Here is a 19,774-nt window from a genome sequence, read left to right on the forward strand (position 1 = left end):
CACAACAAGTTGTGTTACCCCACCACATAACGATACAGTCCCGCGATGAGGCCCCACAGTTCGGGCAGTTTTAAGGAGAGCTAAGAATGTCCAAACCGATGACCAAAACCCAGCTCGTCGCGGCGCTGGCTGAGGAAATGGGCAGCGATAAGAAAACCGCAGGCACCGCTCTGGATGCCGTCTGCGCGCTGATTACCCGTGAAGTATCGGGTGGCGGCGCCGTGACCCTGCCGGGCGTTGGCAAGATCTACTGCCGCGAGCGCCCCGAGCGCGAAGTGCGCAACCCGGCCACTGGTGAAAAGTTCACCAAGGAAGCCGACAAGGTGGTGAAGATGACCATCGCCAAGGCGCTGAAGGACAGCGTCAACGGCTGATCCGGCCCCAAGCCGTATCCCAGTCAGGGCTGCCCCCCGGGCGGCCCTTTTCTTTTGCCTGCGGGGGCTGCGTCGGACACTGCGTGTCCGCTTCGGCAGCGTAGTTTCTTGTCACGGCAGCTCAGAAGGCGCACCCTTCCATCGGTTACCGGAGGAGGGACGCCGTGGAAAACGTGAACCTGCTGCTGATTCTTGCCGCCGCCCTGCTGGGCGCCGCAAGTCCCGGCCCCGCCACGCTGACCATTGCCGGCACCTCCATGCAGCATGGCCGCAAACCGGGCCTGGCGCTGGCCGCGGGGGTCTGCACCGGCTCGCTGATCTGGTCGGTCTTCGCCGCGTTCGGGCTGGGCGCGGTGATGCTGGCCAACGCCTGAATGTTCGAGGCGGTCCGCTATGCCGGTGCCGGATACCTGATGTATCTTGCCCTCCGCTCCGCCCGGTCGGCCCTGCGCCCCGGTGCGCCAGCGCTGCGGGCCTCCGCCGCACCGACGCTGCGAAGGGCCTATGGCAAGGGGCTGGCGCTGCATCTGACCAACCCCATGGCGGTGCTGTTCTTCGGCGCGCTCAACGCAATCGGCCTGCCGCCCGGCCCGCCGCTGTCCGCGCTGCTGCTGGTGATGGCCGCCATCGCGGTGCAAAGCACCCTGATCTTCCACGGCTGCGCGCTGCTGTTTTCCAGCCGGACGGCAAGCCGCATCTGCATCCGCGTGCGCCGCGGTTTCGAGGCGGTCTTCGCTGCCGCGTTCGGCGCTGCGAGCTGGCAGATCCTTGTGGCCCGGCTCAGCTGACCCCCGGCACCGCACGGCTTGATCTCCTGTTGCCTTTCCGCGAAGGTCCGCGGCGGGAGGAAGGAATTCACGATGGATGCACGCGCTATCGCCATGGGGCTGGCCTTCGCCCTGATGTGGTCCTCCGCCTTCACCTCGGCGCGGATTATCGTGCAGGACGCCTCGCCCCTGTTCTCGCTCGCGGTGCGCTTCCTGATCTCCGGCCTGATCGGCGTTATGATCGCCCGCGCCCTCGGCCAGAGCTGGCGGCTGACCCCCGGCCAGTGGCGCGCCACGGTGATCTTCGGGATCTGCCAGAACGCGCTCTACCTCGGCCTGAACTTCGTGGCGATGCAGTGGATCGAGGCCTCGCTTGCCGCGATCATCGCCTCGACCATGCCGCTTCTTGTGGCGCTGGCAAGCTGGCTCATGTTCGGCGAGCGCCTGCGGCCGCTGGGCATCGCGGGGCTCATGGCCGGCATGGCCGGGGTGGCGCTGATCATGGGCACCCGGCTCGGTGCCGGCGCGGACCTTCTTGGCGTCGCGCTCTGCGGTATCGGGGTGCTGGCGCTGGCGGCGGCCACGCTTTCCTTGCGCGGCGCCACCTCCGGCGGCAACTACATGATGGTGGTAGGGCTGCAGATGCTGATCGGCTCCGCCCTGCTGTTTGCTGCCGCACCGCTGACCGAGGAGATTTTCATCCGCCCCAGCCTGCGCCTGGCGCTGGCCTTCACCTACACCACGCTGGTGCCGGGGCTGATGGCCACCCTCATCTGGGTGCTGCTGCTGAACCGCATCGGCCCCGTGCGCGCTGCCACTTTCCACTTCCTGAACCCGGTGTTCGGCGTGGCCATCGCGGCGCTGCTCCTGGGCGAGCGGCTGGGCCTTCTGGACGTGCTGGGGGTGGCGGTAGTGACCGCGGGCATCCTCGCGGTGCAGCTCTCCCGCCAGCCCGGGCCGCGCAAACCGCCGGCGGCGCCCTCCCGCGCGGCGGAAGCGGGCTGACACCCGCAGCCGCCCCTTGGGCCGCGCACGCCTGACGGCGTGCGGGCCATTGCGCAGCCTATGCGATCCGCCCTACCCTGCCCGCGAAGACCCGGCAGGAGACCACGAGAGATGAACGCGCAACTGACCCAAGTGCTCGAAGCGATCGACGCCGCCAATGCAAAGGACCCCAACCTGGAGGACGGCCAGCCCGCGGCCCTGCTCTATGGCCGCCGGATGAGCGCGGAACAGGCGCGGCTCTTCCCCGCGGCCTCCGAACCGCTGCAGATCGCGGCCCGCGGCCAGCACGTGGAACGCTGGAAGCTGGCCCGCGAGGCCTTCCCCGAGGGCCGCGCCGGCTACCTCGCCTGGCGCCAGGCCGAGGCCCGCCACCACGCCGAACTCGTTACCGGCCTGATGGGCAAGGCGGGCTACGGCACAGAGGCGCAGGAGGCCGCCGCCCGCATGCTGCGCAAGGAAGGCATCAAGCGCGACCCTCAAGTGCAGGCGCTGGAGGACATCGCCTGCTTCACCTTCCTCAAATGGTACTTTGCCCCTTTCGCCGCCAAACACCCCGAGGACAAGGTGCAGCGCATCGTCGCCAAGACCGCCCGCAAGATGTCCCCCGAGGCCCGCGCCCGGGTGCTGGAGGAGTTCGGCCTGCCCGCCCCCCTCGCCGCCGCCTTCAAGCCCTGAGAAAGGCGTACACGGCTGCGCGAGCACACTGAAACCGGGCGTTGCAATTGCGCGTGCAAGCCCCATCTTCTGCACCATCGCGAACAGGCGGGAGGACATCATGCCGAAATACACCAGGAACCCGGACGTCATCGCCACCCTCTCCGAGGAAGAATACCACGTCACCCAGGACGCGGGCACCGAACGCCCCGGCACCGGCAAGCTGCTCTACAACAAGGAACCGGGCATCTACGTGGACATCGTCTCGGGCGAGCCGCTGTTTGCCTCCGCCGACAAGTATGAATCGGGCTGCGGCTGGCCCAGCTTCACCAAACCGATCGAACCGGCCCACCTCCAGGAGCTGGAAGACCGCAGCCTCGGCATGATCCGCACCGAGGTCCGCTCCACCCATGGCGACAGCCACCTGGGCCACGTCTTCCCCGACGGCCCGTCGGACCGCGGCGGCCTGCGCTACTGCATCAATTCCGCGTCACTGCGCTTCGTGCATCTGGACGACATGGAGGCCGAAGGGTATGGCGCCTACAAGGACCAAGTGGAGACCGTGAAATGAGCAAGACCGAACGCGCCGTCCTGGCAGGCGGCTGTTTCTGGGGCATGCAGGAGCTGATCCGCAAGCGCCCCGGCGTGATCAGCACCCGCGTCGGCTATTCCGGCGGCGACGTGCCGGATGCCACCTACCGGAACCACGGCAGCCATGCCGAGGCGATCGAGATCATCTATGACCCCGCGGTCTCCTCCTACCGGGAGATGCTGGAGTTCTTCTTCCAGATCCACGACCCGACGACGCCGAACCGCCAGGGCAACGACGTCGGCGACAGCTACCGCTCCGCCATCTTCTACGCGGACGAGACCCAGAAACAGGTGGCCGAGGACACCATCGCCGATGTCGAGGCCTCCGGCCTCTGGCCCGGCAAGGTGGTCACCGAGCTGGCCCCGGTCGGCGAATTCTGGGAGGCCGAGGCCGAGCATCAGGACTACCTGCAGCGCCTGCCGAACGGCTACACCTGCCACTTCCCGCGCCCGGACTGGGTGCTGCCCAGACGCGGCGCCGCCGCGGAATAACCCGGCTGAAACACATGAAGCCCCGCCCTCCCCGGCGGGGCTTTTCCTTTCCCGTCCCGGCTGCCGCCAGCGCCACGCCGCCGGGCCCGCAAGCCCTCACGCCACTTTCTGACCAAAAATACCCCCGCCGGAGGCCCCGGGTTTTCCCCAGGAAAACCCGGTTCTCAGCCGGCCGTCAGCCCGCGCTCACCCCAAGGCCACCCGCGGCCGCCCGCTGGCCTCGACTGTCAGCGCGGCCTCGACGAAGACCTCCCGCGCCTCCACCTGGGCCACCCGGATATCGCGCTCCACGTGCAGGTGGATGTCCTCGGCCCCTGCCGCCTCCGCCGCGGCGCGGGCTTCGCCTGACAGCGCCGCCTCCAGCGCCGCAAGGGCGTCCTCGGCGGCGGTGAAATCCTCCGGCCCGCTGTCCAGATGCACGCGGAACCTGCCTTCCCCGGGCGCCGTCACCGATCCGCTGCGCCGCATGGTAACCCGGCCAACCACTGCGCCGATGGCATTGGCGACGCCTGCGTGCTCCGGCAGGACCATCCGGCAGCGCAGCCGCTCGCCCACCGCGGGGTAATAGCTCGGGGCCGAGGCCCCCAGCCCCACCACATCGACGTTCAGCGCCGCATCAAGCGCCAGCAGCCCGCGGTGCCTGGCGAGCCCCTTCTGCAGCAGCACATGCCGCGCCAGCTGCTCCGGCGGCACGCCGAATGCCCCGCTCTCCTCCGCAAAAGCGGCCTCCAGCAGGGTGAGCGCGGTCTGTTCCGTCAGCTGATCGACAATCATCTGCGCCAGCGCCGCGGCATCCGGCGCCGCCCGCTCGCCGCTGCCCACCCGCCGGCGCGCAAAGAGCGTCAGCGCCTTTTCCGCCGCCGCCGCGTCCCAGGCATCGGCCCGGCCCAGCACGTGGCTCGCATCCGAGGGCGTGACCCCCGCCACCTGCACCAGCCCGCGGTCCACCAGCCGGGCCAGCGCACCCTGCTCCATACGGGTGCGCAGGATCTGCCCAAGGGGATGCACATGCATCCCGATCCGCGCAAGCAGCGCCGCCTCCCGCTCGCTCAGCCCCGCCACCGGCAGCCCCGGCACCGCGCGCACGAAGCGGCCATCATATTCGCCCGGCGCGGTGGCGCTCATCTGTGCCTCCAGCGCGCCATGCACCACTTCCGGCGCGTCTACAGCGATCAGCGAAACCGGCACCAGCCGCCGCGGCCCCAACCGCAGCCCGCCCTCCAAACCACTGGCGTTCAGATGCACTTCGCTGTCGCCGCCAAGGCCGGTGGTGCGCATCGCCACCGCCTCCACCATAGTGCGGAAGCCGCCGACCTGCGCGCCGCCCGGGTCAATCGCGGGCTTGCCGCCGCGGATCAGCGCCACATCGGTGGTGGTGCCGCCGATGTCGCTGACCAGCGCCTCCCCGGCCCCGGTCATCCAGCGCGCCCCCACGATCGAGGCGGCAGGCCCGGACAGGATCGTCTCGATCGGCCGCTCGCGCGCCTGGCTTGCGCTCATCAGCGCCCCGTCGCCGCGCACCACCATCATCGGCGCTGCGATGCCAAGGTCGCGCAGAGTGTCCTGCGCGCGCCCGATCAGCCGGTCGATCATCCCGATCAGACGCGCATTCAGCACCGCGGTCAGCGCCCGTTTCGGCCCGTTCAGCTTGGCCGAGAGCTGATGCGAGCAGGTCACCGGCGCGCCGGTCATCTCGTGGATGATCTGCGCCGCCTCCAGCTCATGCGCGGGGTTGCGGGTGGCAAAAACCCCGGCCACGGCAAAGCCGGACACCCCCGGCCCCTCTATGCGCAGGAAGGCCTCCAGCGCCGCCACGTCCAGCGGCGCCGCTTCGCTGCCCGCATGGGTGTGCCCGCCCGCCAGCACCAGCGCCGGGTCGCCCTTCAGCGCCTCGCTGAGCCCGTGCCGGTCCAGATCCGCCTCGGTGAACCCGATGTAGATCAGCGCCACCCGGCCGCCCTGCCCCTCAACCAGCGCGTTGGTGGCCAGCGTCGTCGACAGCGCCGCCAGCGACACCTCGCCGGGCGCCGCGCCTGACTGCTGCAAGACCGCCCGGATCGCGCCGCCCACGCCGATTGCCAGATCGCCCCGCGTGGTCAGCGCCTTGGCCGAGGCGACGACCTCGCGCTCATCGCGGATCAGCACCGCATCCGTGTAGGTTCCGCCCGTATCCACCCCCAGCAAAAGCGCCATGCCCGTCCCTTCTCAGCTCTGTCCGCAGACCCGGTCTAACGCCTGCGCCGCGGGCGTCCATCCTGTTTGCGTCACGAAAGCCTGCGAACCGCCCAGGCCGCGGCCTCGGCCACGGTGGCATCGGCATCGCCCACCAGCGCCTCTGCCGCCGGGCGCAGCGCACGGTCATTCGAATTGCCAATTGCGTAAAGCACGTTGCGCACAAAGCGGCCGCGCCCGATCCGCTTGATCGGAGAGCCCGAGAACCTCTCCCGGAACCCGGCATCATCCAGCGCCGCCAGCTCCGCCAGCTTCGGCGCCTCCAGCCCTGCCCGCGCCGCATACCGCATGTCGCTTGCGGCCACCGCGAACTTGTTCCAGGGGCAGGCCGCGAGGCAATCGTCGCAGCCGTATATCCGGTTGCCCATTTTCTCGCGCAGCTCTTCCGCAACCGGCCCCTTGTGCTCGATGGTGAGGTAGGAGATGCAGCGCCGCGCGTCGACCTGGTAGGGCGCCGGGAAGGCATCGGTCGGGCAGCTGTCAAGACACGCCCGGCAGGAGCCGCAGCGATCGCGCTCCGCCGCGTCCGCGGGCAGCTCCAGCGTGGTGAAGATCGAACCGAGGAAGGCCCAATTGCCCCAGTCCCGGCTCAGCAGGTTGCTGTGCTTGCCCTGCCAGCCCAGCCCCGCCGCCTGTCCCAGCGCCTTTTCCGGCACTGGTGCGGTGTCGACAAAAACCTTCACCTCGGGGTTCAGTTCCGCCGCCTCTGCCATCAGCCAGCGCGCTAGCCGCTTCAGCCGCTTCTTCACCAGATCGTGGTAATCCTTGCCGCGCGCATAGACCGACACCGCGCCCCGGTCCGCCCGGCCCACCACCGCCATCGGATCCTCCTCCGGCGTATAGCTCTCCGCCAGCATGATGACCGAGCGCGCCTCGGGCCACAGCGCCGACGGATCGCCGCGCCAATGGCTGCGCTCCGCGAGCCAGCCCATCTGCCCGTGATAACCCGCCTCCAGAAAGGCGCTCAGCCGCGCAGGCACCTCCGGCACATCCCAGGGCCGGCAGATCCGGCAGGACACGAAGCCCTCGGCCAGGGCCTGCTGCACCAGCCTGTCTTTCAGCGCGGCACTCATCGTCTCTTTGATACTTTCTGACCCAAACTACCCCGGGGGTGAATTGGCCCGATGGGCCAAGAGGGGGCAGCGCCCCCTGCCCTTTGCACGCCCCTGACCCTTTTCTATCAGAAATCAAGGTCGGCGTAATGGGGCGGCGGGCGGAAGCCCGGCACCTGGTCAGCGAGGATCGAGCGGAAGGCCGGGCGCGACTTGATCTTGGCGTACCAGTCCTTCACCACCGCCGAGCGGTTCCAGTCCACGTCCGAGATGTAATCCAGCGACGACAGATGCGCGGCGGCGGCGAAATCGGCCAGCGTCATCTGGTCGCCCGCCAGCCAGCGGCGGTGGTCCAGCAGCCAGGCCATGTAGTCCAGGTGGTACTTGATCGCCTTGGCGCCGGCCTTCACGTTGCGGCTGTCGGGGTAGCCCTGGCCGGTGATCTTCTTGTTCACGCGCTCATAAAGCAGGTTCGCCGTCACCTCGTGGTGGAACTTGTCGTCGAACCAGCTCACCAGCCGGCGCACTTCGTAGCGGCCGTCGGCATCGCGCGGCATCAGTGGCGGCTCGGGCCGGGTTTCCTCCAGGTATTCGCAGATCGCGGCACTTTCGGCCATCATCTTGCCGTCCAGCCGCACCACCGGGATCTTGGCGGCCGGGTTGCGGCGCAGGAAATCGGCGTCCTGCTCCCAATAGCGCTCCTCGACCAGTTCCACCTCGATCTTCTTTTCCGCAAGCGACAGCCGCACCTTGCGGCAGAAGGGCGAAAGCGGGACGTGATACAGGCGGGCCATGGGCGTCTGAAGTCTCCTGAAAGCGGGTTGCGGGACGGGGTGCGTTGAATGGACCAGAAATGCCCTGCGGCGGGCAAAACTTCAATCCTCGAAACAGGCCGCCCGCCCGTCTGCGCGGATGGTGGCCGCCCCGTCCATGATCTGGGCCGCGCGGCGCTGGGTGAAGCCGCCGGGCCTGCGCGCCGAGCGGTCCTTGGGATCGGGCAGCACCGCCGCGATCAGCGCTGCCTGCCGCGCGGTGAGCGCCTCCGGCCCGACCCCGAAATACCGCCGCGCCGCGGCCTCGGCGCCAAAGACGCCCTCATCCATCTCCGCGACGTTCAGATAGACTTCCAGGATCCGGCGCTTGCTCCAGACCGCCTCCACCAGCGGCGTGAGCAGGGTTTCCAGCACCTTGCGCGGCCAGCTGCGGCCCTGCCAGAGAAAGACGTTCTTCACCACCTGCTGCGAGATGGTGGAGCCGCCGCGCCGCCCGCCCGCGGCAATTGCCGCCTGGATCGCCGCCGCATCGAACCCCCAGTGCTGGCAAAAGCGGGCATCCTCCGCCGCCACCACCGAACGCGCCAGCACCGGTGCCATTTCCTCCAGCGGCACCCACATGCGGTCGACCTCGCCCAGGCGGCGCTGCTCGGCCCAGATGGTATGGGTGACCGGCGGGTTCACCACCGAGTACAAGAGCACCAGCGCCACGAGCAGCGCCGCCGCCGCCAGCACCGACCGCAACAGCCAGCGCTTCAGCCGCTGCAGCGGGCGGAGCGCCTTCACGCCGCCTGACGCCCTGGAACTGCCTCTGGACCCGCCTCTGGACCCGCCTTGGGATTTTTTCGTTTTTGCGCCTGCCTTTGCCATGTCTCTCTATAAGACGGAGGCGGCCTGTGCACAAAGGGTCAGTTGCCCCGCTGCCGCAATCCGCCGATCCCGCGGCCCCGGTGACAGGGCAAAAGAACGAGGGGCGCTGCCCCTCTTGGGCCCGTGGCCCAATTCACCCCGGGGTATTTCCCGTCAGAAAGTGGCCGGACCGGGGCCGGGGGCCTCCTGCCTGACAGGAAAACCCCCGCAGGCGGCGGGCCTGCGGGGGGGGGGTCCGTGCAGAGGAGGGGGCAGTGCTATTCCGCCGGCACCGCGGTGTCTTCCAGCGCCACCGGGTGTTCCAGCTTGTCGAGCATCTCCTTCGGGCAGACCTGCACGAAGTTCTGCCGCTCGGCCTCCCAGTGCTGCAGTATCTCCGCCGCCTTGCGGCTGCCGGTCTCCTGCAGGTGGCGCTCGATCAGCCCTTTCAGCTGCGCTTCCCAATGCGCCGCCGCCACCGGGCAGGTGACCAGAGATTCGCGGTTCAGCAGGGTTTCGGATTTGCCCTCCGGGTCGTAGAGGTAGGCCATGCCGCCGGTCATGCCCGCGCCGAAGTTGGCACCGATCGAGCCGAGGATCACCGCAACGCCGCCGGTCATGTATTCGCAGCCGCAGGCGCCGCAGCCTTCGACCACCACCGAAGCGCCGGAGTTCCGCACCGCAAAGCGCTCGCCCGCGCGGCCCGCGGCAAACAGGTAGCCCGCAGTGGCGCCATAAAGCACGGTGTTGCCGATGATGGTGTTCTCGGACGCGGTAAGCGGGCTCACCTGCGGCGGGCGCACCACGATGGTGCCGCCGGAAAGCCCCTTGCCGACATAGTCGTTGGCATCGCCCGAGACCTCCAGCTTCAGCCCCGGTGCTGCAAAGGCGCCCAAGCTTTGCCCGGCCGAGCCCTGCAGCTTCACCGTCAGGTGATCCGGCAGGAACGAGTTGCGCATGCCGAAGTTGCGCACGATGTGGCTCGAGGTGCGGGTGCCGACGGTGCGGTGGGTGTTCTGCACCGCGTAGGAGAGCTGCATCTTCTCGCCGTCCTGCAGGAAGCGGGCGGCGTCGCGCACGATCTCCGCGTCCAGCGTATCGGGCACCGCGTTGCGCTCCTTGTCGCGGTTGTAGACGATGCTTTCGGCGCCATCGACGGTGATCAGCAGCGGGTTGAGGTCGAGATCGTCCAGATGCGCCGAGCCGCGGGAGACCTGCGCCAGAAGATCGGCCCGGCCGATCACCTCGTCCAGCGAGCGGGCGCCGATATTGGCAAGGATCTCGCGCACCTCCTGGGCGTAGAAGGTGATCAGGTTCACCACCTTGTCGGCATTGCCGGTGAACTTGGCACGCAAGGATTCATCCTGGGTGCAGACGCCCACCGGGCAGGTGTTGGACTGGCACTGGCGCACCATGATGCAGCCCATGGCGATCAGCGCCGCGGTGCCGATGCCATATTCCTCGGCCCCCATCATCGCCGCCATCACGATATCCCGGCCGGTGCGCAGGCCGCCGTCGGTGCGCAGGGTCACCCGGCCGCGCAGGTTGTTCATCGCCAGCACCTGATGCGCCTCGGTGAGGCCCATCTCCCACGGCAGGCCGCAGTATTTGATCGAGGTCGCGGGCGACGCGCCGGTGCCGCCATTGTGGCCCGAGATCAGGATGATGTCGGCCTTCGCCTTCGCCACGCCCGCCGCGATGGTGCCGACACCGCTCGAAGCAACGAGCTTAACGGTTACCTTGCAGCGCGGGTTGATCTGCTTCAGGTCGTAGATCAGCTGCGCCAGGTCCTCGATCGAGTAGATATCGTGGTGCGGCGGCGGCGAGATCAGGGTGACGCCCTTGGTGGAGTGGCGCAGGCGGGCAATGAGGTCGGTGACCTTCATGCCCGGCAGCTGGCCGCCCTCGCCGGGCTTGGCGCCCTGGGCCACCTTGATTTCCAGCTCTTCGCACTGGTTGAGGTATTCGGCGGTGACACCAAAGCGGCCCGACGCCACCTGCTTGATCTTGGCAGAGGGGTTGTCGCCGTTGGGCTCAGGCACGAAGTGTGCCGGGTCTTCGCCGCCCTCGCCCGAGTCCGACTTGGCGCCGATCCGGTTCATCGCCACGTTCAGCGTCTTGTGCGCCTCGGGGCTCAGTGCGCCCAAGCTCATGCCGGGGGTCACGAAGCGCTTGCGGATCGAGGTGATCGATTCCACCTCTTCGATCGGCACCGGTTTGCCCAGCGGCTTGATGTCCAGCAGATCGCGCAGGTGGATCGGCGGGTTGCCCTGCATCTTGGCGGAATACTGCTTCCACAGCTCATAAGACGCGCGGTTGCAGGCCATCTGCATCATGTGCATCGAGGTCGCTTCCCAGGCGTGGGTCTCGCCGGTCTTGCGCGCCTTGTAGAAACCGCCGATCGGCAGCACGCCCTCGGGCGATTTCCAGGCCCTGGCGTGGATCTCCTCGGCCTTGGACTGGATGCCGGTGACACCGATGCCGGAAATCCGGCTGGTCATGCCGGGGAAATACTCGGCGCACATTGCGCGGGAGAGACCCACGGCCTCGAAGTTCAGGCCGCCGCGGTAGGAGGAGACCACGGAGATGCCCATCTTGGCCATGATCTTCAGCAGGCCCTGGTCGATCGCCTCGCGGTAGCGGGCCACGTTTTCGGTGAGGGTGCCGTCCAGCAGGCCGCGCTCAATGCGGTCGGCCAGCGAATCCTCGGCCAGGTAGGCGTTCACCACGGTGGCGCCGCAGCCGATCAGCACCGCGAAGTAATGCGGGTCGATGCATTCGGCGGAACGCACGTTGAGCGAGCAGAAGGTGCGCAGGCCCTTGCGGGTCAGATGCGAATGCACGGCGGAAGTCGCCAGGATCATCGGCATCGCCACCTTTTCCGCACCGGAATACTGATCTGTCAGCACCAGGTGGCCTGCGCCCGAGCGCACGGCCTCTTCGGCCTCGGCGCGGATGCGCGCAAGGGCGGCGCTCAGCGCGCCCTTGCCGGGGGTGAAGGTACAGTCGATCTCCGCCAGCGGCGCGTTGAACTGGCCGACCAGAGTGTCCCACTGGGCGTTGCCGACAAAGGGGCTTTCCAGCACGATGATCTCGGTCTGGGAGCTGTCTTCGTCCAGCACGTTCTTGAGGTTGCCGAAGCGGGTCTTGAGCGACATCACCCGGAATTCGCGCAAGCTGTCGATCGGCGGGTTGGTCACCTGCGAGAAGTTCTGCCGGAAGAAGTGGCTCAGGGGCCGGTACTGCTTGGACAGCACGGCCGAGGGCGTGTCATCGCCCATCGAGGCCAGCGCCTCCTTGCCGTCCTCGGCCATCGGCGCCAGGATCTGCTCCAGCTCCTCCACCGAATAGCCGGCCGCGATCTGCCGCTTGCGCAGCTCAGGCCCGCTAAACAGCGCCTGCTCGCTGACCCCCGCCAGGGTGGGGTCGGCGTCGTTGATTTTCTGCACCCAGTCGCCGAAGGGCAGCGCGCGGGCGAGTTTGTCCTTGATTTCGGTGTCGTGGTACAGCTGGCCCTTCGCCATGTCGACGGCCAGCATCTGGCCCGGACCCAGCGCGCCCTTTTCCACCACAGCGGCCTCGTCGATCGGCACCATGCCCGCTTCCGAGCCCGCGATCACCAGCCCGTCACCGGTGACCACGTAGCGCATCGGGCGCAGCCCGTTGCGGTCGAGCCCGGCGCAGACCCAGCGGCCGTCGGTCATCGCCAGCGCCGCGGGCCCGTCCCAGGGCTCCATCACCGAGTTGCAGTAGGAGTACATGTCACGCCAGGCCTGCGGCAGCTCCACCGCCTGTTTGGACCAGCTTTCCGGCACCAGCATGGTCTTCGCCATCGGCGCCGAGCGGCCTGCGCGCACCAGCACCTCGAAGACCGAATCGAGCGCCGCGGAGTCGGACGACCCGCCCGGCACGATCGGCTTGATGTCCTCGGCGTAGTCGCCAAAGGTCGAGGACGCCATGCGGATCTCATGGCTCTTCATCCAGTTGAGGTTGCCCCTCAGCGTGTTGATTTCGCCGTTGTGCGCGAGCATGCGGAACGGCTGCGCCAGCCACCATTGCGGGAAGGTGTTGGTGGAGTAGCGCTGGTGATAGATCGCAAAGGCGCTCTCGAACCGCAGGTCGTTGAGGTCCGGGTAGAACACAGCAACCTGCTCGGCCAGCATCATGCCCTTGTAGATGATCGAACGGCAGCTGAGCGACGCGATATAGAGCCCGGCAATGCCGGCCGCGGCAGCGGCCTTCTCGATCCGGCGGCGGATCACGTAAAGCTCGCGCTCGAAGGTTTCCTCATCCACGCCCTTGGCGTTGGAGATCAGGATCTGCTCGATCTCGGGGCGGGTCGCGTTGGCCTTTTCGCCAAGGCAGGTCACATCCACCGGCACATGGCGCCAGCCATAGATGGAATAGCCCATGCGCAGCACTTCACTTTCCACAATGGTCCGGCAACGCTCCTGGGCGCCAAAATCAGTGCGCGGCAGGAACACCTGGCCCACCGCCATCAGCTCGTCCTCGCGCGGCTCGTGCCCGGTGCGGCGGATCTGGTCATAGAAGAAGGGCACCGGGATCTGCAGGTGGATACCCGCGCCGTCACCGGTCATGCCGTCGGCATCCACCGCGCCGCGGTGCCAGATCGCCTTCAGCGCGTTGATGCCCGCCTGCACCACCTTGCGGCTTTTCTTGCCGTCGACCGAAACCACCAGGCCGACGCCGCAGGAGGAATGCTCCTCCTCCTCGGAATACAGGCCGTTCTCAGCCATCCACTTGCGCTTGGCTTCCTCGGCGCGCACCCAATCGGCATCATATCTGGTCATTGGCTGTTTCCTTCTCCGGAAGGGGCAAACATGTCGATCATCTCGGCGCCGGTCAGTTTCCGGCAGCTGCTGTCGAACGTGTAGCCCGCTGGCTTTTGGTCGATGTAAAGTTCCAGGCGCAGCTCGCTGCCGCCTGCGTTGTCAAACAGGCCGGCCGCGATCTGCGTCTGGCCCTGATGTTTCCCCGCGGTCATGCGGTACCACAGCGCCGAGCCGCAGCTGCCGCAGAAAGCGCGCTCGGCCCAGCCCGAGGACTGGAAGGTCTGCACCGGGCCCAGCGCGGCAAAACCCGGCGCGGCCTGGAAACTGAGGAAAGGCCCGCCGGACCAGCGCTGGCACATCTTGCAGTGGCAGGCCGACAGCGCGGCGCGCGCAGGCGTGGCGGAGACCTTCACCGCGCCGCACATGCATTGCCCATTCAACTCGCCCATAGCATTTGTCCTCTTGCTGGCCGCCCAGGGCCCTCTTGCTTGATTGGTCAGCATTGATGACCTGTTTGCAGTATTGACCCCGCCTGGCTGGCGCACAGGGAGTGCACGGGGGGTGCACACCCGGTGCACGGCCGCTGCTGCCTATTCGGCCGCCACCGCGGCGCGGCTGTTCAGGCGCTCCAGGATCGCAGCGGCGCAGTCGCGGCCGTCGCGGATCGCCCAAACCACCAGCGAGGCACCGCGCACGATGTCGCCCACCGCATAGACTCCCTCCAGCGCGGTGGCGCCGGTCTGGAACTCCGCCTTGATGGTGCCCCAGCGGGTCACCGGCAGCTCCGGCTGGCCCCAGAGACCCGGCAGGTCCTCGGGCTCGAAGCCCAGCGCCTTGATCACCAGATCCGCGTCTTCCACGTAATCCGCGCCCTCGATCACCTCCGGCGCCTGGCGGCCCGAGGCATCCGGCTGGCCCAGGCGCATCTTCTGCACCATCACGCCCGCAACCTTGCCGCCGTCATCGGTGAAACCCTTGGGCGCCGACAGCCACTCGAAGATCACGCCTTCTTCCTCGGCGTTCTGGGTTTCGCGCTGAGAGCCCGGCATATTCGCCCGGTCGCGGCGGTAGAGGCATTTGACGCTGGTCGCGCCCTGCCGGATCGAGGTCCGCACGCAGTCCATCGCCGTATCGCCGCCGCCGATCACGACCACCTTCTTGCCTTCGGCGTTGAGCGCGCCGCTCTCGAAGTCCGGCACCGCGTCGCCAAAGCTCTTCTTGTTGGAAGCGCACAGGAAGTCGATTGCCTTTACAATGCCTTCCGCTCCGCTGCCCGGCATCGCGAGGTCGCGCGACTTGTAAACGCCGGTGGCGATGATCACCGCATCGTGCTTGCCGCGGATCTCGTCAAAGCTGATGTCCGCGCCCACGTTGCAGTTCAGCACAAAGGTGACGCCGCCATCGGCCAGCAGCTTGTTGCGGCGCTCGACCACGTCCTTTTCCAGCTTGAAGCTGGGAATGCCATACATCAGCAGCCCGCCCGCGCGGTCATAGCGGTCATAGACGGTGACCTGCACGCCGGCCTTGCGCAGCATGTCCGCCGCCGCCAGCCCGCCAGGGCCCGCGCCGATGATGCCCACGCTTTCGCTGCGCTCGGCGGCCGGGGCGGCGGGCTTCACCCAGCCCTTTTCCCAGGCCGTGTCGGTGATGTATTTCTCGACCGAGCCGATGGTGACGGTGCCGTGGCCCGACTGCTCGATCACGCAGTTGCCTTCGCAAAGCCTGTCCTGCGGACAGATGCGGCCGCAGATCTCAGGGAAGGTATTGGTGGCCTGGCTGACCTCATAGGCTTCTTCGAGACGGCCGGTTGCGGTCAGCCGCAGCCAGTCGGGGATGTTGTTGTGCAGCGGGCAGTGGCTCTGGCAGTATGGCACGCCGCACTGGCTGCAGCGGCTGGACTGTTCGGCCGCCTTGGCGGCGGCGAACTCCGCGTAAATCTCGTTGAAGTCTTCCTTGCGCAGACTGGCGTCACGCTTCTCCGGCATGTCGCGTTCGATCTGCACGAATTTCAGCATCGGTTGCTTGGCCACGGGCTGGACTCCATCATCTGTCTGGCTGCGGGCCCCTGCCGTCCGGAGGCTGCTCGAAGGGCTTGTTCGGGGCACGGGCCTATTTACGTAAAATATGCTGACCTATTTTGCCAGCAGTTGCCCCTTACTACCGCGCCGGGCGCAAATGTACAGCAATTTTAGGGCCGATTCGGACCCAAAAACGGGCTTTCCATTCCGAACCCGGCTTTTATACAAAAGCGCGACCAATTGAGGCCCGTTCGCGGCCAGGAAAGGACACTTCCCGATGCCGCTCTTCCAACTGATCCTGGTCGCGCTGATCCAGGGCATCACCGAATTCCTGCCGGTTTCCTCCTCCGGCCACCTGATTCTCCTGCCAGGGCTCACCGGGCTCGACGACCAGGGCCAGGCAATCGACGTGGCCGTGCATGTGGGCACGCTGGCGGCGGTGCTGATCTACTTCTGGAGCGACGTGCGCGAGGCGCTGGCGGGCCTGCCCCGCGCCCTCGCCGGCCGCATCGACACACCGGGTGCGAAACTGGCGCTGGGGCTGATCATCACCACCGTGCCGACCATTCTGGCAGGGGCGGCGCTGCATTTCACCGGCCTCGACGATTTGCTGCGCTCGATGCAGGTGATCGGCTGGGCCATGCTGGGCTTCGGGCTGGTGCTCTACTGGGCCGACCAGCGCGGCGCGGAGGTGAAGCAGGAGGACGACTGGGGCCCGCGCGATGCGCTGATCATGGGGCTGTGGCAGGCGCTGGCGCTGATCCCCGGCACCTCGCGCTCCGGCATCGCCATCACCGGCGCGCGCCAGCTCGGCTACACCCGCGAGGACGGCGCCCGCATCGCCATGCTGATGTCGATCCCCACCATCATCGCCTCCGGAGCGCTGCTGGGCACCGAGGTCGCGATGGAGGCCAACATCGCCCTGTTGCGCGACGCCGCAATTGCGGCGGGGCTGGCAATGCTTTCGGCGCTGGCCGCGCTCAGCCTGATGATGCGGCTGCTACGCTCGCTCAGCTTTACGCCTTACGTGCTCTACCGGGTGCTCCTGGGGCTGATACTGCTGGCCATTGCCTACAGCAACTGAACCGGGCACCTGAGGCAAGAGTCCAGAAAAGGCGCCGGCCTCTGCCCGCGCCTTCGTCCTTCAGGCCGCTGGCCCGCTCAGGCGCCGTTCTTGCGCAGGTCGCGGGCCGATTGGGTCATCTCGTCATACTGGCCCGAAGGGCGGAACTTCCACAGGTAATCCGGCAGCACGGCCTCAAGGCTGACCGGGCTGATGCCGAGGTCGGCAAAACCCCTGGCGCCGCCGGACACCACATTGTCGCGTTTCAGGTTTTTCAGCTGGTCGCGGGTCAGCATCTTGTTTTCCAGAAGCTGGAAGCTCGCCTTCTGCAGCATATCAAAGCCAAAGGCGATCATCTGCGCTGCAAAGCCCGGCAGAGAAAGCACCAGGCGGCGGCGGTGAATCACCCCCAGCATCTGCTGCATCAGCGCCCGGAAGCTCTTCACCTCCGGCCCGCCAAGCTCGTAGATGCCCGGCGCGGCCTCCCCCGTGGCCGCTTTCACGGCCGCCTTGGCGACATCATCCACATAGACCGGCTGGAACTTCGTGCTGCCGCCCGCAATCGGCAGCACCGGCGACAGACGGGTCATGCCCGCGAAACGGTTGAAGAAATTATCCTCCGGGCCGAAGATCACCGACGGCCGCAGGATCACCGCGTCAGGGAAGTTGCGCAGCACAGCCGCTTCGCCCGCCGCCTTGGTGCGGGCATAGGCGCTGGCGCCCGAGGCATCGGCGCCAATGGCGGAGATCTGCACCAGCCGGGCAACGCCCTGATGGGACGCGATCTGCGCCACCCGTGCAGCGCCCTCGGCATGGACCTGCTCGAAGGTGTTCTTGCCCAGCTCGTTCAGGACGCCGACGCAATTCACCACCGCATCCGCCCCCTGCATCACCGCCGCCACCGAGGCATCGTCGCGGATATTGCAGAACACCGGTTCCACCTGGCCCGGCACGCCGTAAGGCTTCACATGCATGGCTTCGTTAGGGCGGCGCACCGCCACCCGCACCCGCCAGCCCGCCTTGGCCATGCGCCGCGCAATATAGCGGCCGACGAAACCGGATCCGCCGTAAATCGTGACCAGTTTGGACATCTCTTGGCTCCTGAAGTTAGCTGCCCCTATGCTCTAGCGCCGCCAAAGGCGCCAAACAAGGCGCAATTAGCCGCGTTTGCGGGCCAACCCCCGGGGCGGCCTGCCCTTTTTGAGCCCGGCACGCAGCTTTGGCGCAGCATGGCTGGAATGGGTAAAAATCAGGTGCATTCCCTGGCGGTTCGGCAGCAGGGCTAGGGGCAGCCGGCGCCCTCCCGCGCTCTCCCGCGCCCGCAGGCGCCCCGGCTGCGCCGGGGAACCTTGACGGCCTTGGGCCGCGCAGCTGCGCTGGCTTTCCTGCTGAGAAACCTTCTCTGGCCGTTTTGCCCGTGCAGGGCCATGCGGCTGTCCGGCAGCCCCCCGCCCCCAGGGCAAATGGCGCCAAGGCGCGTCCGCATGCGCCGCCCCGCTGCGCGCGAGCGCAGCGCCCGGCCCAACCGGGCGGGGCATTCTGTGAATGCGCTTGAGCGGGCGGGAGCGCCCCCTTTTTGCCGGTCCGGCCCCGCCTGGCGTTCAGGAGGCGCGGCTGTAGCGCACCCCCTCCGGCTTATGGGCGTCCAAGGCGCTGGCGATGATGCGGGTCAGCGGGCGGCCTTCGGGCAGGATCTCCAGCGCCGTGTCGCTCAGCCGCACCAGATCGCCGAACCGCGCCGCGATGCCGTCAAGCTCCGCGTCCAGCGCCGCGGCCCCGGCTCCGAACCGCTGCCGCAGCCCTGCCCGGTCGAGCCGGAAATCGCACATCAGCATCTCGATCGCCCGGCCGCGCAAGGCATCATCGCCTGACATCACGTGCCCGCGCGCACCTGCCAGTTCCCCGGCCTCTATCCGCTGCACGTAGGCGGGCGTGGCCGCGGCGTTCTGGATGTAGCCGCCGGCAAAGCGCGAGATCGAAGACGCGCCGAGGCCGATCAGCGAGGGACAGCTGTCGTCCGTGTAGCCTTGAAAGTTACGCCGCAGGCGGCCGCTGCGCGCCGCACCCTCCAGCCCGTCTCCGGGACGCGCGAAATGGTCGATGCCGATGGCGGCAAACCCCGCCGCCCGGAACCGCTCCGCCGCCTGCCCGGCCAGGTGGAAGCGCGCCAGATCGTCCGGCAGCGCCTCCTCCCTGATGAGCTGCTGCCGCTTCGCGACCCAGGGCACATGCGCATAGCCGAACAGCGCCAGCCGGTCCGGGGCAAGGCTCAGCACCTTCTCCAGCGTATCCGCCATCCGCGCCTGCGTCTGATGCGGCAGCCCGTAGACCAGATCGGCGTTGAGCGAGGTGATCCCGGCGGCGCGCAGGTCCGCAACGCAGGCCTGCGTCACCTCAAACGGCTGCTCCCGCCCGATCGCCGTCTGCACCAGCGGATCGAAGTCCTGAATGCCGATGCTGGCCCGGTTCATGCCTTCGGCCGCAAGCGCCGCGATCTTGCCGCGGTCCACCATCGTCGGGTCGATCTCGACCGAGAACTCCCAATCCTCCGTCTGCGGGAACACCGCCTTCACCATTTGTGCCAGCCGGCGGATCAGCTGCGGCGGCAGGATGGTGGGCGTGCCGCCGCCCCAATGCATCCGCCCCATCCGCACGCCCGCGGGCAGAAGCGGCGCCACCAGCGCCAGTTCCTGCTCCAAAGAGCCGATGTAGCTCTCCACCGGGCTCAGTGTCCGGGTGCCTTGCGTGCGGCAGGCGCAGAACCAGCACAACCGCTCGCAAAACGGGATATGCAGGTAGACCGAAACCGGCTGCGCCGGGTCCAGCGCCCGCAATGCGCGGGCCTGATCCGCGGCGCCAAGGCTTGCGGAAAACACCGGCGCGGTTGGATAGGAGGTGTAGCGGGGCACCCGGCTGTCGAACAGCCCAAGGGCTTGAAGGCGGTCAATCTGTTTCATGACTGCCCTATGCACCGGCTGCGCTGCCCAGACTTTGCGCAGGATCAAACGGCCGCGTGTTTCGCGCTCCGCCGCAGCCACGGAGGTATTAACGCAACCTGCTGTATTTACTTTGGAAAATGTCGCAACCCCGAATTCCAGAGAATTTCGGCCA

Annotated in this window: 15 protein-coding genes and 1 pseudogene; 7 read left to right on the plus strand and 9 right to left on the minus strand. The window is 67.7% G+C overall.

All coding sequences use genetic code 11. The annotated features are described in order from the left end of the window. Positions 1–86 precede the first annotated feature (86 nt). From ACOHX0_RS02030 to msrA, 6 genes and pseudogenes are all read left to right on the plus strand, one after another. Complete coding sequence (locus ACOHX0_RS02030; RefSeq protein WP_420674967.1) at positions 87–374, plus strand: HU family DNA-binding protein; 288 nt, start codon at positions 87–89, stop codon at positions 372–374. Positions 375–547: 173 nt separating this feature from the next. Continuing rightward, positions 548–1,162, plus strand: a pseudogene (locus tag ACOHX0_RS02035) (LysE family translocator). A gap of 72 nt (positions 1,163–1,234) precedes the next feature. Then, positions 1,235–2,146 carry a DMT family transporter gene (locus ACOHX0_RS02040; protein ID WP_420674968.1) on the plus strand — a complete coding sequence of 304 codons (912 nt, stop codon included), beginning with the start codon at positions 1,235–1,237 and terminating at the stop codon, positions 2,144–2,146. A gap of 111 nt (positions 2,147–2,257) precedes the next feature. Then, the gene (locus ACOHX0_RS02045) at positions 2,258–2,821 is read left to right on the plus strand and encodes a DUF4202 domain-containing protein (RefSeq protein WP_420674969.1); all 564 of its coding nucleotides are present in this window, start codon (positions 2,258–2,260) and stop codon (positions 2,819–2,821) included. Positions 2,822–2,921: 100 nt separating this feature from the next. Further along, the gene (msrB, locus tag ACOHX0_RS02050; RefSeq protein ID WP_420674970.1) at positions 2,922–3,371 is read left to right on the plus strand and encodes a peptide-methionine (R)-S-oxide reductase MsrB; all 450 of its coding nucleotides are present in this window, start codon (positions 2,922–2,924) and stop codon (positions 3,369–3,371) included. Then, on the plus strand, positions 3,368–3,883 hold the full coding sequence (gene msrA, locus ACOHX0_RS02055) for a peptide-methionine (S)-S-oxide reductase MsrA (RefSeq protein WP_420674971.1): 516 nt from the start codon (positions 3,368–3,370) through the stop codon (positions 3,881–3,883). The genes msrB and msrA overlap by 4 nt, the downstream gene beginning before the upstream one ends. Positions 3,884–4,069: 186 nt before the next feature. Here msrA and ACOHX0_RS02060 read toward each other — a convergent pair whose 3' ends face one another. From ACOHX0_RS02060 to ACOHX0_RS02090, 7 genes are all read right to left on the minus strand, one after another. Then, positions 4,070–6,076, minus strand: a complete 2,007-nt coding sequence (locus ACOHX0_RS02060; RefSeq protein WP_420674973.1) for a hydantoinase/oxoprolinase N-terminal domain-containing protein — start codon at positions 6,074–6,076, stop codon at positions 4,070–4,072. 71 nt (positions 6,077–6,147) lie between these two features. Then, the gene (queG, locus tag ACOHX0_RS02065) at positions 6,148–7,188 is read right to left on the minus strand and encodes a tRNA epoxyqueuosine(34) reductase QueG (protein WP_420674974.1); all 1,041 of its coding nucleotides are present in this window, start codon (positions 7,186–7,188) and stop codon (positions 6,148–6,150) included. Positions 7,189–7,295: 107 nt separating this feature from the next. Further along, entirely contained in the window at positions 7,296–7,961 is a 666-nt protein-coding gene (gene fzlA, locus ACOHX0_RS02070) for an FtsZ-binding protein FzlA (RefSeq protein WP_420674975.1), read from the minus strand. A gap of 81 nt (positions 7,962–8,042) precedes the next feature. After that, positions 8,043–8,810, minus strand: a complete 768-nt coding sequence (mtgA, locus tag ACOHX0_RS02075) for a monofunctional biosynthetic peptidoglycan transglycosylase (protein ID WP_420674976.1) — start codon at positions 8,808–8,810, stop codon at positions 8,043–8,045. Between the two features lie 257 nt (positions 8,811–9,067). Further along, entirely contained in the window at positions 9,068–13,600 is a 4,533-nt protein-coding gene (gene gltB, locus ACOHX0_RS02080) for a glutamate synthase large subunit (protein ID WP_420674977.1), read from the minus strand. Next, positions 13,597–14,031, minus strand: a complete 435-nt coding sequence (locus ACOHX0_RS02085) for a GFA family protein (protein WP_420674979.1) — start codon at positions 14,029–14,031, stop codon at positions 13,597–13,599. Before ACOHX0_RS02085 ends, gltB begins: the two co-directional genes overlap by 4 nt. A gap of 141 nt (positions 14,032–14,172) precedes the next feature. Further along, entirely contained in the window at positions 14,173–15,612 is a 1,440-nt protein-coding gene (locus tag ACOHX0_RS02090; protein WP_420674981.1) for an NAD(P)-dependent oxidoreductase, read from the minus strand. A gap of 265 nt (positions 15,613–15,877) precedes the next feature. Here ACOHX0_RS02090 and ACOHX0_RS02095 point away from each other — a divergent pair, with 265 nt between their 5' ends. Beyond that, positions 15,878–16,684 carry an undecaprenyl-diphosphate phosphatase gene (locus ACOHX0_RS02095; RefSeq protein ID WP_420674982.1) on the plus strand — a complete coding sequence of 269 codons (807 nt, stop codon included), beginning with the start codon at positions 15,878–15,880 and terminating at the stop codon, positions 16,682–16,684. Positions 16,685–16,761: 77 nt separating this feature from the next. Here the strand turns inward: ACOHX0_RS02095 and ACOHX0_RS02100 are convergent, their stop codons facing one another. Further along, positions 16,762–17,754 (minus strand): complex I NDUFA9 subunit family protein, encoded by a 993-nt coding sequence (locus tag ACOHX0_RS02100; protein ID WP_420674983.1) that lies wholly within the window; start codon positions 17,752–17,754, stop codon positions 16,762–16,764. Between the two features lie 510 nt (positions 17,755–18,264). Next, a complete protein-coding gene (gene hemN / locus ACOHX0_RS02105) occupies positions 18,265–19,620 on the minus strand; it encodes an oxygen-independent coproporphyrinogen III oxidase (RefSeq protein ID WP_420674985.1) in 1,356 nt (451 codons plus the stop codon). Positions 19,621–19,774 lie beyond the last annotated feature (154 nt).

Source organism: Cribrihabitans pelagius, assembly GCF_048820915.1.
In the GTDB taxonomy this organism is placed as follows: Bacteria; Pseudomonadota; Alphaproteobacteria; order Rhodobacterales; family Rhodobacteraceae; genus Cribrihabitans_A; species Cribrihabitans_A pelagius.

Excerpts from the sequence above, each read along its gene's own strand:
- ACOHX0_RS02030 (WP_420674967.1), top strand. The coding sequence starts at position 87 with ATGTCCAAACCGATGACCAAAACCCAGCTCGTCGCGGCGCTGGCTGAG.
- mtgA (WP_420674976.1), bottom strand. The coding sequence starts at position 8,810 with ATGGCAAAGGCAGGCGCAAAAACGAAAAAATCCCAAGGCGGGTCCAGA.
- hemN (WP_420674985.1), bottom strand. The coding sequence starts at position 19,620 with ATGAAACAGATTGACCGCCTTCAAGCCCTTGGGCTGTTCGACAGCCGG.
- gltB (WP_420674977.1), bottom strand. The coding sequence starts at position 13,600 with ATGACCAGATATGATGCCGATTGGGTGCGCGCCGAGGAAGCCAAGCGC.
- msrB (WP_420674970.1), top strand. The coding sequence starts at position 2,922 with ATGCCGAAATACACCAGGAACCCGGACGTCATCGCCACCCTCTCCGAG.
- fzlA (WP_420674975.1), bottom strand. The coding sequence starts at position 7,961 with ATGGCCCGCCTGTATCACGTCCCGCTTTCGCCCTTCTGCCGCAAGGTG.
- ACOHX0_RS02045 (WP_420674969.1), top strand. The coding sequence starts at position 2,258 with ATGAACGCGCAACTGACCCAAGTGCTCGAAGCGATCGACGCCGCCAAT.
- ACOHX0_RS02040 (WP_420674968.1), top strand. The coding sequence starts at position 1,235 with ATGGATGCACGCGCTATCGCCATGGGGCTGGCCTTCGCCCTGATGTGG.
- msrA (WP_420674971.1), top strand. The coding sequence starts at position 3,368 with ATGAGCAAGACCGAACGCGCCGTCCTGGCAGGCGGCTGTTTCTGGGGC.
- queG (WP_420674974.1), bottom strand. The coding sequence starts at position 7,188 with ATGAGTGCCGCGCTGAAAGACAGGCTGGTGCAGCAGGCCCTGGCCGAG.
- ACOHX0_RS02095 (WP_420674982.1), top strand. The coding sequence starts at position 15,878 with ATGCCGCTCTTCCAACTGATCCTGGTCGCGCTGATCCAGGGCATCACC.
- ACOHX0_RS02060 (WP_420674973.1), bottom strand. The coding sequence starts at position 6,076 with ATGGCGCTTTTGCTGGGGGTGGATACGGGCGGAACCTACACGGATGCG.
- ACOHX0_RS02085 (WP_420674979.1), bottom strand. The coding sequence starts at position 14,031 with ATGGGCGAGTTGAATGGGCAATGCATGTGCGGCGCGGTGAAGGTCTCC.
- ACOHX0_RS02100 (WP_420674983.1), bottom strand. The coding sequence starts at position 17,754 with ATGTCCAAACTGGTCACGATTTACGGCGGATCCGGTTTCGTCGGCCGC.